At 59.2% G+C, this 17,098-nt stretch carries 15 protein-coding genes; 6 read left to right on the top strand and 9 right to left on the bottom strand.

Features of this window, described 5'->3' with window-relative positions:
- Positions 1-126 precede the first annotated feature (126 nt).
- From D180_RS22655 to D180_RS01255, 3 genes are all read right to left on the bottom strand, one after another.
- Positions 127-1,770 (bottom strand): XVIPCD domain-containing protein, encoded by a 1,644-nt coding sequence (locus D180_RS22655; protein ID WP_081616358.1) that lies wholly within the window; start codon positions 1,768-1,770, stop codon positions 127-129.
- The gene (locus D180_RS22650; protein ID WP_232760248.1) at positions 1,767-2,255 is read right to left on the bottom strand and encodes a hypothetical protein; all 489 of its coding nucleotides are present in this window, start codon (positions 2,253-2,255) and stop codon (positions 1,767-1,769) included. The genes D180_RS22655 and D180_RS22650 overlap by 4 nt, the downstream gene beginning before the upstream one ends.
- 123 nt (positions 2,256-2,378) lie before the next feature.
- Positions 2,379-2,978 carry a hypothetical protein gene (locus tag D180_RS01255; protein WP_017911342.1) on the bottom strand — a complete coding sequence of 200 codons (600 nt, stop codon included), beginning with the start codon at positions 2,976-2,978 and terminating at the stop codon, positions 2,379-2,381.
- Between the two features lie 280 nt (positions 2,979-3,258).
- Between D180_RS01255 and D180_RS01250 the strand changes: the two genes are divergently transcribed.
- Positions 3,259-4,077, top strand: coding sequence for a hypothetical protein (locus tag D180_RS01250; protein ID WP_232760244.1), 819 nt, complete (start codon positions 3,259-3,261; stop codon positions 4,075-4,077).
- A 7-nt stretch (positions 4,078-4,084) separates the two neighbouring features.
- On the opposite strand, the gene D180_RS01245 is transcribed toward D180_RS01250, so the two are convergent.
- From D180_RS01245 to D180_RS22465, 3 genes are all read right to left on the bottom strand, one after another.
- The gene (locus tag D180_RS01245) at positions 4,085-4,594 is read right to left on the bottom strand and encodes a hypothetical protein (RefSeq protein WP_017911340.1); all 510 of its coding nucleotides are present in this window, start codon (positions 4,592-4,594) and stop codon (positions 4,085-4,087) included.
- A gap of 153 nt (positions 4,595-4,747) precedes the next feature.
- Positions 4,748-6,109 carry an HNH endonuclease signature motif containing protein gene (locus D180_RS01240; protein WP_043090270.1) on the bottom strand — a complete coding sequence of 454 codons (1,362 nt, stop codon included), beginning with the start codon at positions 6,107-6,109 and terminating at the stop codon, positions 4,748-4,750.
- Positions 6,110-7,012 carry a DNA adenine methylase gene (locus tag D180_RS22465; RefSeq protein ID WP_051064755.1) on the bottom strand — a complete coding sequence of 301 codons (903 nt, stop codon included), beginning with the start codon at positions 7,010-7,012 and terminating at the stop codon, positions 6,110-6,112.
- A gap of 89 nt (positions 7,013-7,101) precedes the next feature.
- Here D180_RS22465 and D180_RS01235 point away from each other — a divergent pair, with 89 nt between their 5' ends.
- On the top strand, positions 7,102-8,436 hold the full coding sequence (locus D180_RS01235; RefSeq protein ID WP_043090268.1) for a site-specific DNA-methyltransferase: 1,335 nt from the start codon (positions 7,102-7,104) through the stop codon (positions 8,434-8,436).
- Positions 8,437-8,849: 413 nt separating this feature from the next.
- Positions 8,850-9,230 (top strand): transposase, encoded by a 381-nt coding sequence (locus D180_RS24335; protein WP_343122577.1) that lies wholly within the window; start codon positions 8,850-8,852, stop codon positions 9,228-9,230.
- Positions 9,231-9,484: 254 nt separating this feature from the next.
- On the opposite strand, the gene D180_RS23685 is transcribed toward D180_RS24335, so the two are convergent.
- From D180_RS23685 to aceE, 3 genes are all read right to left on the bottom strand, one after another.
- Positions 9,485-10,021 (bottom strand): DUF4276 family protein, encoded by a 537-nt coding sequence (locus D180_RS23685; protein WP_157835397.1) that lies wholly within the window; start codon positions 10,019-10,021, stop codon positions 9,485-9,487.
- Positions 10,022-11,272 (bottom strand): AAA family ATPase, encoded by a 1,251-nt coding sequence (locus tag D180_RS22640; RefSeq protein WP_157835396.1) that lies wholly within the window; start codon positions 11,270-11,272, stop codon positions 10,022-10,024.
- Between the two features lie 113 nt (positions 11,273-11,385).
- Positions 11,386-14,076 carry a pyruvate dehydrogenase (acetyl-transferring), homodimeric type gene (aceE, locus tag D180_RS01230; RefSeq protein WP_017911339.1) on the bottom strand — a complete coding sequence of 897 codons (2,691 nt, stop codon included), beginning with the start codon at positions 14,074-14,076 and terminating at the stop codon, positions 11,386-11,388.
- A 216-nt stretch (positions 14,077-14,292) separates the two neighbouring features.
- Between aceE and D180_RS01225 the strand changes: the two genes are divergently transcribed.
- Genes D180_RS01225 through D180_RS01215 form a run of 3 tightly spaced genes read left to right on the top strand, consistent with a single transcriptional unit; the run spans position 14,293 to position 17,095 of the window.
- The gene (locus D180_RS01225) at positions 14,293-16,269 is read left to right on the top strand and encodes a SpoIIE family protein phosphatase (protein WP_198526491.1); all 1,977 of its coding nucleotides are present in this window, start codon (positions 14,293-14,295) and stop codon (positions 16,267-16,269) included.
- Complete coding sequence (locus D180_RS01220; protein ID WP_017911337.1) at positions 16,266-16,706, top strand: ATP-binding protein; 441 nt, start codon at positions 16,266-16,268, stop codon at positions 16,704-16,706. The genes D180_RS01225 and D180_RS01220 overlap by 4 nt, the downstream gene beginning before the upstream one ends.
- On the top strand, positions 16,703-17,095 hold the full coding sequence (locus D180_RS01215) for an STAS domain-containing protein (RefSeq protein ID WP_017910037.1): 393 nt from the start codon (positions 16,703-16,705) through the stop codon (positions 17,093-17,095). Before D180_RS01220 ends, D180_RS01215 begins: the two co-directional genes overlap by 4 nt.
- Positions 17,096-17,098 lie beyond the last annotated feature (3 nt).

Here is a 17,098-nt window from a genome sequence, read left to right as displayed (position 1 = left end):
AGAACCAACATCGGCTTGTGCCGCAAAGGCGCAATGAAGCGCTAGGCTTCAAAAGGATTGGCGTAAGGAGGTAACCCCGCATCCGTCGCCATCGACAGCGACGGATGCGGGGTACCCCTAGAAGGATCACCCCAGTGACTGCCCCTGGCTTCTAGACACCTCGCGCTGCTGTGTCATCGCTTGCTCCTGAGCAATGACCTGGTTCGCCGCCATCAGCTTGGCATCTGACTGCTCGACCGGAGTCTGCATCGCCTGCTGCACTGGCACATGCGCGCGCAGGTGCGCAGGATCGTTCAATTCTCCTTGAACAGCGATAAGGCGTTCAGGCCCGGCGACAACATGATCCACTCTTGTCAATGCATTGCTGGAGAGCGATGCGCTGGAAGCAGTTGGGTACTGGTCTCCGTTGTCCTTGCATGCAGCGAGAAGGCTCCTGCACACACGCTCACTGTTCTCATCGAATGGCACGCCAGCCTGGCTCCCGAGCCGCTGCACTCCTTCTCTGATTTGCAGGAGCATTGCGTGATCAGGGTGCGCAGGATTGTCGGGGCCAGTTCGGCCACCGTGTTGCTGCGGAGCAGGCCGGAGTTCGGGTGCATGAGGGTCCACATGCAGCAGCCGTTGCGTCTGGCCTCCCTGCTGCAGGTTGAGATCGGTGGTGCCATCGTGGTTTCGGGCGCGCGTCAGATTCTCGCGCGCGACAGAACTCCACTCACCGTTCAAGAACGCATGGCCCTGCCCATGCTTGTTCCAATTGACCAGATCATTGCCCGCGGCATAGAAGCCTGGCCCATTGAAGCGCTCTGGATGCGCGCGGTCCGTGGGGCCGTACTGATGCGCCCCGCCTCTATCCAAGGCACCGATGAACTGCCCTGCGCGATCGTCATGGATGAACAAGCTCTTGATGACGGGGTACTCGTGCGGCAAGTTCTGATGCGCCCTATCTGCATTGAGGGCGGTTGGATTGACGAGTGGATCCGCCAGGACACTTGCCCACGCAGTCGAGAGAGGGCTTTCTCGATTCGCGTTGCGCAGCAAGTTGACGACCGCCGCACCCCTCAAGGCATCGTCACGGCCCAGCTCAAAATAGTCTTTCTGACCTGAGCGCTTGGGGAGAAAACCGTCAATGGCAGCACTGACATCTGCCACAGAGTCATACTGGTTCCCCTCAAGCTTACGAATCATTGTTGCGGCACGTACTTCGTTTTGGTTGTATGCCTTGCCAACCATGGCCGCCAGTTTCACTTGGTCGTCGAGTGACGCGTTCTGATACAGGTTGCTTCGCTGCAGCGGCGCGATGGCACGATCCATCAATTTGTCGATCTGAGCGACATCGCGGTCGTGCACCCACGTGATACCGGCATCCGAGGCCAAGAACGTATCCAACCGCGATTTGACATCCGCATCCAGCGGGCGTCCGTGGTCGTTTCTGATCGCATCTCCATCACGGCCAAGATCCGCGATCGCTCTTGCCGCCTGATCGTCGGTCAACACCGACTGCGGCTGATGCGCCCTCGCCCAGCCCTGGTATGCATTGATCAAGTCCCTCGGAACGTTCTCGCCATTAGGATCATTGGGCTGGTAGTGCTGCCCCAGGTCCGTCTGGATGGTACCGATCGAGTAGCCACTGCTGTCCGCTGGTTCGAGCGTGGGCGTTGAGGCCTTGTCGCCTGCAACAACCAGTCGATATGCATCGTATCGACTCTCGGAGGTGACACCCACAGCGAAGTACAGGGTTGCACGCAGCTCCTTGTCTGTGAGCGTACTCATTGTGCGTCCTCCGGATCCGAACAATCCTTGTCATAAGGCACGTCTTTACCTGCGACATCCGGATAAAGCGCGACAGTGCGACGATAGCTGGAACCATACTTCTCATATCGAATGAGTTGTCCATTTTCCAGCTTGAACTGATCCTTTCGCTCGGAGAACGCCGGGCAAGCGGAGTAGCTCTTTCCTCCGTCGTCGCTGCAGTAGCGGACATACAACGTGTCTCCACGCACCTCTCCCTGCAACTGCCCATCATTGCCGCGAACGTTGGTCCCCTCGCTCCAATCTCCCGTCACGCGATCGCCATGTTGCTGCAGATGCAGACTCAGATAGTGGCCCAAGTCGCATTTCTTGGCATACGCCCACTCCCCGGAGAACGACGGAGATTTGCTCGCGGAAGCGGCTGTAGCACATGAGGTGATCAACGCCATCACCATCACTAGCGCGGCCACCGGAAAACGCGGGCTTGATCGCTCTTGCTCAGCCATCGGTCACTCCTTGGACGTGGGTTGCGGCTCGTATGTGCGGAAGATAGCAACTAGGCCCGGGACGTTCCACAGGTCACCAAGCGCCTTAATTTGCTGAATGTTCTTGCCTCAACCGAGCTAGGATCAATGCAGCCACCCGCTTTCTCCAGGCGGCGCCTCAGAGTCCAGCGCATAGACAGCCCGCTCTTCTCGTACGCGGTTGGACGCCGGTTCGCGCAGCGGCTGTTGTGCGATCTGCAGCAGCAGTTCACGCACGTCGTTCGCTGCGGCGCAGATCGTGATGCCCACTTCCGGCAGCGTCTGGCCGGCACGCTCGGCCGCATCGCCGGCCGCCACTATTCGGGCATTGGCCGAGACGGTGTCAGCCAGCTGAGTGAGCCTGTCGATCTGCTGTTGCGTCACGCGGAACGTGCCGCTGCCGGCATCCGTTGCTGCCTGGATAGCAGCATCGGACCAGGCGCCGCGCGTCGTGTCGGTCCGCTGGGCGGGATAGGACAGCACCTCCAGCACAAGGTCCACTTGCTCGGCCAACAGCTCCAGACAAAGCGCCAGTTCGCCCATGCGCACCTTGGGTTCGGCGGCGCGCTCCTCGGCCTGTGTGCGTGGCTGTGCCAGCCGGACCAGGAAGCGCACGTGGTCGCGCAGCTTCGCCAGGCGGAATTGGCTGTCCTCCGGCAGGAAATAGCCGGGCATGTCGTCGTCGTCCAAACCGTCGTGCGCCATCGTTGCCTCCTCGTTCCATGAAGGGGTCCTCCCGCCATGCGTGGCGGACGGGAAGTCGGGAGGTTCGAAACCGCTAACAGACGGCGGGCGTATTTCCCCGAAGGGTGTTGTATTAGCCGCCCTCCCGACGCAGGCATCGCGTCGGCTTGCGCCCGAGCTTCGGGCACAAAAAACCCACCGGTTTGTCGGAGGTGGGTACCGCTGTTAGGGGAGTTTCGACGCTCCTTGAATTGGAGATTGCTACTGCACGCCATGGCGTGTCAATAGCGATTTGTAGACCATGCATTGGGCAATCGGATTGCTCTGGCGCGATGCCAGTGGCTGCGGAATACTTGCTGCAGACAGCCTCAGCTGGACGCTCGAAGGTAGAGACATGGCGAACGTAATGGAAGAAGTGCACGCAGCGCCTGCCAAACATTCCGAAGAAGGGGCGGCAGCCAACACGCTCAGCTTTCCTTGGCTCGCCGCGGTGATGAGCCACTACTCGCAAGTGACCGAGCAGAACCGCGCTGGCCGATTAGAGCGGTGGAGTTTCATTGTTGGCTTGTTGGGCGCGGGGTTTGGCATGTTGTTCGGCACTGTGCTGGATGGCAAGGCCGGATTCGTCTGTGCGGCAGTGGGAGTCACCATCGAGCTCATTGGCTTTGCAGTCGCCGCGATTTTGCAGATCAAACGAGAGCTACCGGGCTTTAGACAACCCTACGCCACACATGCGGAACAGATGGAGCAGGAGTTTTCCCAGTACCAAGACATCGTCACGGCACTACGCGCGTTTCCGCTTGAGCAGCGCCGTCAACGCGAGACCTTCATGCGTGACCGCCGGACGAACATGCATGAGCGCCTGGGCTTGTTCACCGGAGGAATGGAGAAGCTCGGGATCATGCCGGTGCTGCTCGCCCTCTATCTGCAGTTCAAGGACTGGCATTGGGGTGACTGGAGCGTCCTGAGCAAGATCACGATCATGCAGAGCGTGCTCGCTTTCCTGCTGCTGTTCGCTTACGCACTTTCCTGGCATCTGATCCGATTGCGCGTTCGCGTGCAGACATACGAGCAACTGCTTGGTGAAGCGAACCGGCAAGACACTGCCGCAAGTGGTTGAGCACGCGTCACCGCGTAAAGAACCACTCCATGAACTCCTCGGCAACGTCGGGCGTGAGCTCAAGGACGGCCTCCGCGACCGCGTGCTGCCCCTTCGCCGCGGCGACGGCGGCCAGAGCGCAGGCAAGAAACTCCTGGTCCCAGGCGCGAGAGGACGCAGCCGCGACTAGGGAGGGAAGTTGAGCAAGGGAGTGCACGTAGGCGGCCCGAAGATCCTCGGGGATCTCGGTCTGGCTCTTTGCACGGCAGATCTCGACCCAGGCAGGGAATTGGAAGTAGCCGTGATCCGCCTTGTCGGGTGCGCGTGCCAACGCATCGACGACATGCGGCACGGCCGCGAAGGAAGCTGAATAGACGTCGCCCTGATGCGCAAGTGCGCTCCACAAGGTGAACCATGGCTCTGATCCATCCTCGGATGAGGGGAGCTTCTGTAGCTGCCCCAACAACGCGGGGATGTCGCCGGCTGAGCCATATGCGTGCTGCAGCTCGGACCAGCGGGGATTTTCGAGGCTGAGCACAGTGCTCTCCGATACGCAATTGACTGAGCTGTTAAGAAGGCCAGCTAAAAGGTGCACTCCGCCCCTGTTTCGAAGTTCCAGCGCTTCGCTGGCTACTTGCGCCCACCTACAATGCAGACGCATCAGAATCACCGAATAATTCAGCCCACCGCGCTACTGACTAACAATATCAACCAATTCACGGCGGCGCTGAAGATATTCAGGCCTCGGAGAGCATCGCGATGGGGAGCTCAACTTTCGCCCGTCATACTGTTCAAGCATCGCACCGAGCGCACGGTCCTCACCAACTTTCTCTTTATTAAAGCGAACAGTTAAATCATTTTCGATCCACAAATATCCTTTCTCGAATGCTCGATCTACAAGTATAGAGAGACAGATCCCATTTGATGGATCAAGCCGAATGCTTTGATCTTTGCTCCATGGCACGACATGCGACGCCACGAGAAAATCCCTAGTTTTCACACCTGTGATAGCGCACCTATATCCGTAGTTAGCCTTAACAGCCTCAGAGAATGCTTTTTGCGCACTACCTCTAGTCTTTAAAGTTGCGATAGAATCAGCAACATGATAATTATCTTCTAGAATTTTTAAGCGAAACAGTTCGACCTCATCAGGATCAACTTCCAGCATCTCAGCTTCCGCATCTCCCGGCGAGCCCACAGCGAGCTTATTATCTAATGCCGCAAGAACATCATTAATCGATTTCGCTAGCCGATCAAAATTTGGCTCCAACTGGAGCCATGCGTCATGATTTAATTCAGGATCAAAGAACAGACCATAGCCAGGCCTGCGAATATAATTAGCAACAGCACGCCTGGTTTCCGCATCGAAGGAGTCAATCACTAATGCCAGATCTTCAGAATTCTTCAATTCTGCAAGCGCTTTCTCTACTTTTGCATCAGCTACCGCGCCACCGCTCTCAAAGAGAGACCAAGCAAGAGCAGATCTTTGTGACGTCTTCGCAGCAAGCAACTGAATTTTCTGGGGGGTCAAACCTATGTCACCCCAAGCGAAATTGCTGCTCGGCTCCTTCAGATAAACTCTTAAATGCAAAGTTCTCGCCTCACCTACGAGCTTAATTGCCATCAGATATGGCTGACCTGCACCACGACTACTGATTAGTGAGAACTCATTCTCAGCAGCAGCAAAATCTTGATAAGAGGGGTCCCCAGGAATTGTCTCCGGCGTAAAGTCGCTAGGAGCGAGGGCCATCTTCCATACCTGCGGCGCACCTAGATTCGTTTCCCACTTAAGGTGTGGCCGATCTGCGGATCTAAATACAAACGAGCCCGGGGCTGCTCCGGCAGGCCATTGGTAAGTCAGTGGAATCGAGCCCTCCCCACCATTCGAAACCGAAAAGATGGCAGCCATTGCCTCCAAGAATTCCGGCTTACGAGAGAGCTGAATATAGTCCTTTGTGTAACCGCCTTCCCGCACCTGTCGACCATAGGTGGCTTGATGTGCCGCAGGGCCGTAATATACAACCAACACCCACTCGACAGGTTTCAATGCCATTTAAATCCTCCCAATTATAATGGCTTCAGGCGACTGATGCGCCTCGACTTCCCGCCGACTCTGTGCAGCTAGCGACCGATGGGTTGTGAATCGCAATATCTCGGCCTCTGGAAAGAGGTCACGAACATGCTCGGCGTCGCGATTAGACATGACCCACCTTACGCCGCGCCTTGAGAGATCAGCGCAGATATCAGCTAAATCAATGAGATCTTTCATCTCAAACGGCTTTGCAGTGTACTTATTAAATTTAGCAGTCGGCTCTTTCTCTACACCAGGCTGAGTGTATATAGGAAGATAGGGCGGATCTAGGTAGACAAAGTCTCCACGCCTTGCTCTATCAAGCACTCCACGAAAATCGGAGACGACAATATCCGCTCTAGCCAGGACATTCCCGATAGCTTTCATTGCGGCATTATCAATATCCTTAAATCGCCGATCACCCCACGGGACGTTCATAGCACCAGTACGAGAATTTTCTCTCCAAAGATGATTCCATGAGACCCCATTGAGATACAGAAAACGCGCTGCCCTCTCGACTAGACCAACCGGGGTGGTTGCGCGGACCTCGTAGTAGAACTCCTTCGAATCATTTGCCAGGTACCAATCGAGAAGTGGCCGAAGCTCCAACTGGTAGTCCCTCATAGCCAGCCAGGCCGCGATGAGGTGTTCGTTAAGATCCGCCAAGTGTGATCGGCCCGATACTCGCGAAGCGCAAGCGAGAAACACCGCACCACCACCTAGGAACGGCTCATAGTAGTTCTCGATGTTAGTGGGCACATACGGGAGAATCCGCGGCAGCAGTCGCGACTTGCCTCCAGCCCACCTTATGAACGGCTTGATCGGCGCCGAATTGACCGTCCCATGCTGAGTGTCAAGAGGCACGCTCAGGGCAACCAATGTCATAATTTCCGTACTCTTCTACTTCTGCTCAATGTTGCATGATATGAGATCTGAAGCTCTTACACTGCCCCCCTCTCCCACGCGAGGTTCATATGTCTGACGTGCAACTCGTATGGCCGAACAAGGAGCTCCCGCTTCGTGCGTCGGGTGAGGCCGGCTACGAGTGGGTTCAGCTAGCTGACGCTGAACGACTCAAGCCAGTTAGACTTGAGAAGTTGACAGCGAGCCCGCTGAACACCCAGTCGAATGTGCTCGCTATAGGCGACGGACTGGACGTGATGGAGGCTCTGGCGACCCAGACGACGGTGTTGAATGCCGGAATTCGACTCGTCTACATTGACCCACCATTCAACACACAGGTGAATTTCCGTCAGTACAACGACACCATGCAGCGACCGATGTGGCTTAGCATGTTTAGGGACCGCCTCGCTGCACTACGCCCGCTCCTTTCAACGGATGCAAGCGTATGGGTACATCTTGACGATGCCGAAGTGCATCGGGCCAGAGCCGTCATGGATGAGGTCTTCGGTGAGTCCGCTTTCGTTGCTTCAGTCATCTGGCAGAAGAAAACTACCCGGGACTCGCGCGCGGCCTTTTCATCAAACCATGACACAATCTTGGTTTACGCACCGAGTGGCCCCAAGAAGTGGAAAGCATCGCGTAATCTTCTGGTCAAAGAAGACGCTCATTTGCGGAATCGCGATGATGATCCGCGAGGCCCCTGGGCCGACGCTCCGTTCACGGCACCAGGCTATCGCAAAGCTCAACAGTACGACATCGTGACACCCACCGGACAGGTGCTCCAGCCCCCCCGAGGTCGTTCTTGGTACGCAACCGAACAGACTTATCTCGACTTACTTGCTGATGATCGGATCTGGTTTCCCAAAGGTGGCGAAGGCTCACCTAGGCTGAAACTTTTTGCGCATCAGCTTAGAGGGCTTGTGCCATTCACGGTATGGGGTGCGACAGACACGGGGACAAATGATGAGGCGAAGCGGCATCTCATGACGATGTTTCCGGACAGCGAGGTGTTCGACACACCTAAACCTGAGTCTCTTCTTGAGCGAATCATCCATATTGCGACAAATCCAGGCGAACTTGTAGTCGACATTTTCGGAGGAAGCGGAACAACTGCGGCAGTAGCACACAAGATGCGTCGCCGCTGGATTATTGCTGAGCGCAATGCTCAGACAGCGCTTGAATTCATAGAGCCAAGAATGCAGCGAGTAGTTGATGGAACTGAGCCAGGGGGAGTCACGGAGGCCACGTCATGGGTGGGCGGGGGCAGCTTTCAGATCGTACATGTTTCACCCCGACTCGGAAAACTGACCGGAAACTACCGGCCTGAGGCCGCAAAGCGACACCTTGAATCATTAGAAAGAGCTCGCACCCTTTCAACCATCCGAAAGGTTCAGCCCGCAGCCTGACGAAAAAAATAGGCAACTCCTACAGAGCTATAGAGAGACACTCTCTGAAGGCTATAGATGGATTAGATCAAAAGCCTGTAATAGCCACAGACCTTATTACTGGTTTTTGCCCACACACTACGCAAGACGACTATCAATTTTTGCCACACTCTTGATTGCGTCAAAACCCACCAAACCTCTGCGACGCTGCAAACCACGGCTACGATCGATTTCAACGCGACCAAGAATCTGGCAGGTTCGCTTCCTACACGCCGACACGGGGATGCCTGACAATTTTACGGAGCCTGCTCGATGTCAGTGATAGCGATCGGTGGCCATGCTCGCCGATATGGCTCGCCTTCCTCGCCTTGATCTTCCTGGCATAACACCGCACATCGAACAGAGCGGCAATAACCGCCTTCCATGTTTTCTGGATGACGGCGATAGCATGCGCCATCTGCACCTCTTGCGTGATGCCCTGGATGCCACCGGCTGCCAACTACATGCATACGGTCTTGATGGACAACGACGTGCACCTGCTTGTCAAACCGCCGGAGACTAGGAAGATAGGACAGCTAATGCAGAGACTCGGTCGTTATCACTATGTGGCCATCTTCAATGGTCGTCACGGCCGTAGCGGCACACTCTGGGAAAGACACTACAAGTCATGCCTTGTGGGCGGTCCCGACTATGTATTGCGCTGCTACCGCTACATTGAACTCAACCCGGTACGCGCTCGCCTCATCGACGATCCGACTGCGTATCGCTGGTCAAGTGCTCAGCCAGTCTCGGTCAGCGGGAACACTCTGCACTAACGCCCCATCCTTCCTGGCTCGCTCTGGGGAATGACGCAGCCGAGCGATCCAGCGCTTATCGCACGTTGCTTGATGAAGTCCTAAGCGACGAACTGCTTGCGCCGACATCCGCATTCACCTCCAGCAACACGCGGCCCTCGGTCACGATGCGTTTCGCAATATGGGAGGCCAAGACCCGCCGCTTCGCGGGCGTCAGGCCGGCCCATCGGCCATGCAAACCCGCCACGATCAACGAACAAGTCAACCTGACCCCGTTATCGATTAAGCCAGTTACACTTCAAGCCTTGCAACTTCTCGCAAAATACCTTGAATGATTTACTTCGCTTTGCAATTTCACTAGCGCGAGATTCAATCAATAGCGTAGGACCATCTGCAGCCTTATCATAAGTTGGCATCATTCTTTTGAGCTCAGTGGCGCCAGAAAATCCATCTGTCAATTCACGAAGCTGACCTTCGCCCCAAACTGCCTCATCACAAATCATCCAGTTTTCGATCATTCTATCGACAGCGCCCACAATGAGTAGATCTTCAATCCCTTGAGCCTTAACGGACTCTTCCACTTGCCGCGCAAATTCGTCTGCCGACAAACTCCTTTTTTCCAGATCTACCACAACAATGATCGGATAGTGGCGCCCTTTCCAAAGTCTGACGATCGACGCAATACGCTTTGCGATGGCTTCAGCACTAACGCTATTTCCATTTAGGTTAGTAAGTCGAACAGGACTACCCTGACAAATCGCCTGAACGAACCTCTGCTCAGTTATTCCATCAACCAAATATGCAGGCCGCATTCATATCTCCAATGCATTAGCCAAATAATAATAACCTAGGCCAAATCCAGTATTATTCACCTCAGCCTTAAGGTCATCCACATTTGAAACCCTGAAAGCTTTTGTCCCCTCCTTGGTATAATTAACCACGATCATTTCCTCAACATCAAGCGAGTTTATCAACGTTTCGCTATGAGTAGAAACTATTACGAAACCGCCATCAGACACAGAATCCCTCAGAAGCCTAACTATCTCTCTTTGCATTAGTGGATGAAGATAGTTTTCAGGCTCCTCTAAAAGTAGCGCAGCATTAGAAGTGACAAGCCGGAGAACAAGTGATATCCACTTCACAGTGCCATCAGAGAGCGCAGACAATGGCTGAACAGATGCTCCTTCGCCCTCGCCTATTCTAAATTTGCACCTTAAAGTATTTTCAAATGGGTCATTAACGACCTCAACCGAAGATATTGATGGAACCGCAATTCTTATCAAGCCGAGTACGGATTTCCATTTAGGAAGAATGGGCTCAACTTCCCCGCCAGTATAATAATACCTCTCATCATAGAAACTCTTACCACGCTGGATTGCGTAAAGAGTTGCCGCCAATCCCGAACCATCCGTTCCAATTCCAGGACGCCGGCTACTATCCTCATGCTTTTTAACGTTACTAGGAACAACATTAAGAACAAAGCGCCCCGCAAAATCTTTAGCAACCTCGGAGACAACCTGATCAGAATGGCGCATAAAATATGCCAGCATATGATCTTTGAAGAATCCAGAAATTTGCAACGACTTCGACTCTTGACTTAACCACCTAAAACTCTCTATTTTTTTCGATGCATCTACATGCAAGGCGTCACCGGAATATTTAACGCTAATATAATTGTGCTCGCGCACTCTATCAAAGCGAGTTATCTGCAAATTCTGATTTGCAAAATAGACATTCTGATTATTCGCATCGAAGCAAATTCTAAAGCTATAAAAATAATTGTAAGTAACTGAATCCACCTTGATAGAACCTTGCAATCTTGCGGACAAGGAACTTTCAAATTCAAGGTTTCCTATCTTTGTAAATACCTGCGCCACCCCACCTACCCGCGCCACCGCGTCCCCCACGGTTTCTGATGAAGCAGCCCTTAAAAACTCAAAAAACAATATTATATTTGTTTTCCCCGCCCCATTCGGGCCAACAAGTACATTTAGGCCCGGCTTTATATCTAGATCAAAGTCTCTTAGCGATCTAAACCCTGAAACTGATAGATTGTGAAGCATGGATTTCTCCTTCAAACCTGCGTGAGCGGGGGTAAAATTTTGACCTGCCACGTATCAGTTAAAAAGAAAAAGGCGACCCAAAGGCCGCCCATTCTTGAGCAGATGCGAGAATCTCAAACCCCAACCGGATTAGCCTTCTCCGGATCAATCTTGTACTGCTTGATCGCTCGGGCCACATCCTTGCCGGTCATCTTCCCCTCCTTCGCCAACGCCGCAATGGCGGCATGCGCGATGTAGTACCGATCGACCTCGAAGAACCGGCGCAGGTTGGCACGCGTATCCGAACGGCCGAAGCCGTCGGTGCCCAGCACGGTGTAGTGCATCGGCACGAAGGCGCGGATCTGGTCGGCGAAGGCGCGCACGTAGTCGGTGGCGGCGATGGCCGGGCCCTGGCGGCCTTCCAGCAGCTGGGTGACGAACGGCTTGCGCTGTTCGCCTTCCGGGTGCAGGCGGTTCCAGCGCTCGGCGTCGAAACCGTCGCGGCGCAGTTCGTTGAAGCTGGGGCAGGACCAGATGTCGGCGGTGACGCCGAAGTCCTTGTCCAGCAGCTCGGCGGCGGCGATGGCTTCGCGCAGGATGGTGCCCGAGCCCAGCAGCTGCACGCGCAGTTCGCCCTTCTTGGGCTTGCCGGCGTCCTTGAGCAGGTACATGCCCTTGATGATGCCGTCTTCCGCGCCCGCCGGCATTTCCGGGTGGGCGTAGTTCTCGTTCATCAGGGTGATGTAGTAGTACTCGTCCACCTGCTCCTGCATCATCCGCTGGATGCCGTACTGCATGACCACGGTGACTTCGTAGCCGAAGGTGGGGTCGTAGCTGCGCACGTTGGGGATGGAGCCGGCGATGACCTGGCTGAAGCCGTCTTCGTGCTGCAGGCCTTCGCCGTTGAGCGTGGTGCGGCCGGCGGTGCCGCCGAGCAGGAAGCCGCGGGTGCGCATGTCCGCCGCCTGCCAGGCGATGTCGCCCACGCGCTGGAAGCCGAACATGGAGTAGTAGATGTAGAACGGCAGCATCGGCACGTTGCTGACCGAGTAGCTGGTGCCGGCGGCCAGCCACGAGGAGATGGCGCCCGGCTCGCTGATGCCCTGCTGCAGCACCTGGCCGGACTGGTCCTCGCGGTAGAACATCAGCTGGTCGGCGTCCACCGGCTTGTACTTCTGGCCGAACGGGGCGTAGATGCCGATCTGCCGGAACATGCCTTCCATGCCGAAGGTGCGCGCTTCGTCGGCCACGATCGGCACGATGCGCGGGCCCAGTTCCTTGTCGCGCAGGGCGATGTTGAGGCTCTGCACGAAGGCCATGGTGGTGGAGTAGGTGCGCTCGCCGCTGTCCTTGAGCAGGCGCTCGAACTTGTCCAGGCCCGGGGCCGGGATGGACAGGTCGGCCTTGCGGCGGCGCTGCGGCAGGTAGCCGCCAAGGGACGCACGGCGCTCCTGCAGGTACTGCACTTCCGGCGAGTCCGGGCCGGGGTGGTAGAACGGCACCTGCTCGGCGTCGGCCAGCTGCTTGTCGCTGAGCGGGATGTTGAAGCGGTCGCGGAACGCGCGCACGGCGTCGTCGTCCAGCTTCTTGGTCTGGTGGGTGGGGTTCAGCGCCTCACCGGCCGAGCCCATGCCGTAGCCCTTGACGGTCTTGGCCAGGATCACGGTGGGCATGCCCTTGGTGTTCACCGCCTGGTGGTAGGCGGCGTAGACCTTGTGCGGATCGTGGCCGCCGCGGTTCAGGCGCCAGATGTCGTCGTCGGACAGGCCGGCGACCATGGCCGCGGTCTCTGGGTACTTGCCGAAGAAGTTGGCGCGGGTGTACGCGCCGCCGAAGGCCTTGCAGTTCTGGTACTCGCCGTCGACGGTTTCCATCATCAGCTTCTTGAGGACGCCGTTGGTGTCCTTGGCCAGCAGGGCGTCCCAGTAGCCGCCCCACAGCAGCTTGATGACGTTCCAGCCGCCGCCGCGGAACACGCCTTCCAGCTCCTGGATGATCTTGCCGTTGCCGCGCACCGGGCCGTCCAGGCGCTGCAGGTTGCAGTTGACCACGAAGATGAGGTTGTCCAGGCCTTCGCGGCCGGCCAGGGCGATGGCGCCCAGGGTCTCGGGCTCGTCGCTCTCGCCGTCGCCGATGAAGCACCACACCTTGCGATCGGACTTCTCGATCAGGCCGCGGTGCTCCAGGTACTTCATGAACTGCGCCTGGTAGATGGCGCTGAGCGGGCCCAGGCCCATCGACACGGTGGGGGTCTGCCAGAAGTCCGGCATCAGCCACGGGTGCGGATAGGAGGAGATGCCCTGCCCGTCCACTTCCATGCGGAAGTTGTTGAGCTGGTCTTCGCTGATGCGGCCTTCCAGGAAGGCGCGGGCGTAGATGCCGGGGGAGCTGTGGCCCTGGATGTACAGCAGGTCGCCGGGATGCTTGTCCGAGGGCGCGCGCCAGAAGTGGTTGAAGCCCACGTCGTACAGGGTGGCGCTGGAGGCGAAGGAGGCGATGTGGCCGCCCAGGTCGCCCGGCTTGCGGTTGGCGCGGACCACGGTGGCCATGGCGTTCCAGCGGATGATCGAGCGGATCTTCCACTCGATGGCCGCGTCGCCCGGGCTCTTGGCCTCGTTGGCGGGGGCGATGGTGTTGACGTACTCGGTGGTCGGCGAGAACGGCAGGTAGGCGCCGGAACGACGGGTCAGCTCGACCATGTCCTCCAGCAGCTGATGCGCGCGCTCGGGGCCTGCAACATCGATGACGGCCTTGAGCGATTCGATCCACTCCTGGGTTTCAGTGGGATTCGGATCGTTCTGCAGCACCTCGTTCAACCAGTTCATAACGCTCCCGTAGGTCGCACGCACGCGCGCGATGGCATGTGTTTTCTCGAAGCCTGCAAGTGTAGCGCAACCGCCTCGCAGGACCTCGTACGCCAGCGTATGGAACGGACTGTCACATTGGCCCGGGACACGCGGCGGGACAGTGCGGGCAGCCGCTGCGCCGGGCGGCCGCGGCTGCGCTTATGATCGGGCTCCAGGCCCCCGAGGAGCGCCGCCATCGCCCTTGCCTCGTCAGCGCAGGACGCCTCCGCGGTCGCCTGGCGGCACAGCCTGCGCACGCGGCTGCTGCTGTGGGGCAGCCTGCTGCAGGTGGCGCTGCTGCTGGGCCTGGCCCTGCTGTTCTACGTGGGCGCGCGCGAGGTGATGGTGCGCAACGCCCGCGAGGAAGTGGCCGGGCTGACCCAGCAGACCGCGCGCAGCCTGGATGCCACGCTGGGCTCGGTGCAGGTGAGCGGGCGCACCCTGGCCGCCGCCGCGAGCGGGCTGGGCCGGCAGCCGTTCAACCTGCGCAACCTGCTGCAGGCCACGCTGCAGGGCGACCCGGACATCGCCGGCGCCTTGCTGGTGATCGAGCCCGGCGCACTGAAGGACGACGGCCGCGGTTTCGCCTGGCACCTGCGGCGCACCGCTACCGGGGTGCTGGAACAACCGGTGGAGGCGCTGGGCTTCGACGCGCGCAGCATGCCCTGGTACCGGCGCACCCTGGTCACGCCGGCGCCGTGGTGGTCCGAGCCGTACAGCGATGCCAGCACCGGCGGCGCCTACCTGACCACCTACAACCTGCCGCTGCGCCTGCCCGGCGACGGGCCGCAGGCGCCGGCGATCGGCATGGTGAGCGTGGACGTGCCGCTGCAGCGGCTGCAGGCCATCGTCGCCGAGCTGCCGGCCAACAGCGGGCTGCAGCCGATGCTGCTGTCGCCGGACGGGCTGTTCGTGCTGCATCCGGACCCGGCGCTGCGCTTCCGCCGCACCCTGGAGGCACACGTGGCGCGGGCGCGGCCGGACCTGTCGCCGCTGGCGCAAGCGGCCGACACCCACAGGCCGGTGCGCTTCGAGCACACCGCGCCGGACGGCACCCGCTACCTCACCCAGAGCGCGGCGGTGGGCGACACCGGCTGGACCTTCGCGCTGAGCGTGTCGGAGGACTACATCCTGGCCGGGCTGGACCGCATCGTGCTGTGGGGCGCGCTGGCCGGTGCCGCCGCGCTGGCGCTGTGGCTGTGGCTGCTGCACCGCTACACGGTGCGGCTGGTGCGGCCGATCGAGGACCTGACCGACTCGGCGCTGCACTTCAGCCAGGGCGCGTTCGACTATCCGCTGCGCCACGTCGAGCGCGCGGACGAAGTGGGGGTGATGGCGCGCGCCTTCGACAGCGCGCGCGGCTCGATCAAGCGCCAATTGGACGAGATCGCCACGTTGGCGCAGGCGCGGCAGCGCATGCAGAGCGAACTGTCGATCGCGCGCGACATCCAGTTGGCGATGCTGCCGGTCGGGCGCACCTTCGACAGCGCCCACAAGCATCTGGAGACCTATGCGCTGCTGGAACCGGCGGAGATGGTCGGCGGCGATTTCTACCAGTTCTTCGAGACCGAGCCGGGGCTGCTGTGGTTCGTGGTCGGCGACGTGTCCGACAAGGGCGTGCCGGCGGCGCTGTTCATGGCGCGGGCGATGACCGTGCTGGAGATCGCCGCGCGCCGGCACACGCGCCCGGACGCGATCCTGATCGCAGCCTCGCAACGGCTGGTGGAAGGCAACGAGCCGTGCATGTTCGCCACCGTGCTGTGCGGGCTGATCGACGTGCACAGCGGCGACTACTGGCTGTCCAGCGCCGGCCACGAGCCGCCGTTGCTGCTCGGCGCCGATGGCCACGCGGCACTGCTGCCGCTGGAATCGGGACCGCCGCTGGGGCTGGAGCCGCAGTCGCGTTATCCGGTGGTGCATGGGCGCCTGGCCGCCGGCGCCACCTTGCTGAGCTACACCGACGGCATCACCGAGGCGATGGATGCGCAGGAGCAGGCCTACGGCGAGGCGCGGCTGCTGGCGGCGCTGCAGCCCGGCGCCGATGCCCAGGCGCAGTGCGCCGCGGTGCTGGCCGACGTGCAGGCGTTCACCGCGCCGGCACCGCAGTCCGACGACATTACGCTCCTGGCGATCCGGCTGCGCCAGGATCCGGCACGGGAGGCGACGCGATGATGCTGCGATGGCAGATGGAACCGGCAATCGACGCACTGGCGCAGTTGAGCGACAGCGTGGAGGCGGCGCTGCGGCGCCACGGCGTGAGTGGCGAACAGGTCAGCCGCACCCGGCTGATCGTCGAGGAACTGGCCTGCAACACGCTGGAGCACGGCCACCTGCGCCGCGCCCCGCTGCCGGTGGACGTGATCGTGCACCTGCAGCCCGACGCGCTGGTGCTGGAATTCCACGACAGCGGCCCGGCCTTCGACCCGCGCGATGCGCCGGTGCCGGACCTGGACGCGGACATCGCCGAACGCCCGATCGGCGGCCTTGGCCTGCACCTGGTGCAGCAACTGGCCGATCGCCTGGACTACCGCCACGACGCCGGCCGTAATGTGGTGCGCATCGTGTTGCTGCAACCTGCCGATCCCCCTCTTCAGGAGTCGCCCGCATGACCACGTTGAGCCTGCAGATCGACCCGGCGCAGGACAAGCGCCAACGCCTCACCCTGAGCGGGCGCCTGGACACGCACACCTACCAGGCCCTGGACGAGGCGCTGGCGCCGCTGCTGGCCACGCCGATCACCACGTTGGTGCTGGACCTGTCGCACCTGGACTACATCAGCAGCGCCGGCATCCGCTCGATCTTCAAGGCGCGCAAGGTGCTGGCCGCGCGCGACGGCCGGGTGCTGGTGGTGAACCCGCAACCGCAGATCCGCAAGGTGTTCGATGTGGTCAAGGCGGTGCCGTTGAACGAGATCTTCACCTCGGTGCAGGAACTGGACGAGTACCTGGACGAAATGCAGCGGCGGGTGCTTGCCGATGGCGCAATGCGTCGGGACTGAAGT

The organism is Xanthomonas sp. SHU 166 (assembly GCF_000364685.1).
In the GTDB taxonomy this organism is placed as follows: Bacteria; Pseudomonadota; Gammaproteobacteria; order Xanthomonadales; family Xanthomonadaceae; genus Xanthomonas_A; species Xanthomonas_A sontii.
Note: the sequence above shows the minus strand (reverse complement) of the source record. Positions and strands in the feature narration are given on the sequence as shown.

What these genes read in the sequence shown, in the direction of transcription:
- D180_RS22655 (WP_081616358.1), bottom strand. Translation starts at nt 1,770, where the DNA reads ATGAGTACGCTCACAGACAAGGAGCTGCGTGCAACCCTGTACTTCGCT.
- D180_RS22650 (WP_232760248.1), bottom strand. Translation starts at nt 2,255, where the DNA reads ATGGCTGAGCAAGAGCGATCAAGCCCGCGTTTTCCGGTGGCCGCGCTA.
- D180_RS01255 (WP_017911342.1), bottom strand. Translation starts at nt 2,978, where the DNA reads ATGGCGCACGACGGTTTGGACGACGACGACATGCCCGGCTATTTCCTG.
- D180_RS01250 (WP_232760244.1), top strand. Translation starts at nt 3,259, where the DNA reads ATGCATTGGGCAATCGGATTGCTCTGGCGCGATGCCAGTGGCTGCGGA.
- D180_RS01240 (WP_043090270.1), bottom strand. Translation starts at nt 6,109, where the DNA reads ATGGCATTGAAACCTGTCGAGTGGGTGTTGGTTGTATATTACGGCCCT.
- D180_RS22465 (WP_051064755.1), bottom strand. Translation starts at nt 7,012, where the DNA reads ATGACATTGGTTGCCCTGAGCGTGCCTCTTGACACTCAGCATGGGACG.
- D180_RS01235 (WP_043090268.1), top strand. Translation starts at nt 7,102, where the DNA reads ATGTCTGACGTGCAACTCGTATGGCCGAACAAGGAGCTCCCGCTTCGT.
- D180_RS24335 (WP_343122577.1), top strand. Translation starts at nt 8,850, where the DNA reads ATGACGGCGATAGCATGCGCCATCTGCACCTCTTGCGTGATGCCCTGG.
- D180_RS23685 (WP_157835397.1), bottom strand. Translation starts at nt 10,021, where the DNA reads ATGCGGCCTGCATATTTGGTTGATGGAATAACTGAGCAGAGGTTCGTT.
- D180_RS22640 (WP_157835396.1), bottom strand. Translation starts at nt 11,272, where the DNA reads ATGCTTCACAATCTATCAGTTTCAGGGTTTAGATCGCTAAGAGACTTT.
- aceE (WP_017911339.1), bottom strand. Translation starts at nt 14,076, where the DNA reads ATGAACTGGTTGAACGAGGTGCTGCAGAACGATCCGAATCCCACTGAA.
- D180_RS01220 (WP_017911337.1), top strand. Translation starts at nt 16,266, where the DNA reads ATGATGCTGCGATGGCAGATGGAACCGGCAATCGACGCACTGGCGCAG.
- D180_RS01215 (WP_017910037.1), top strand. Translation starts at nt 16,703, where the DNA reads ATGACCACGTTGAGCCTGCAGATCGACCCGGCGCAGGACAAGCGCCAA.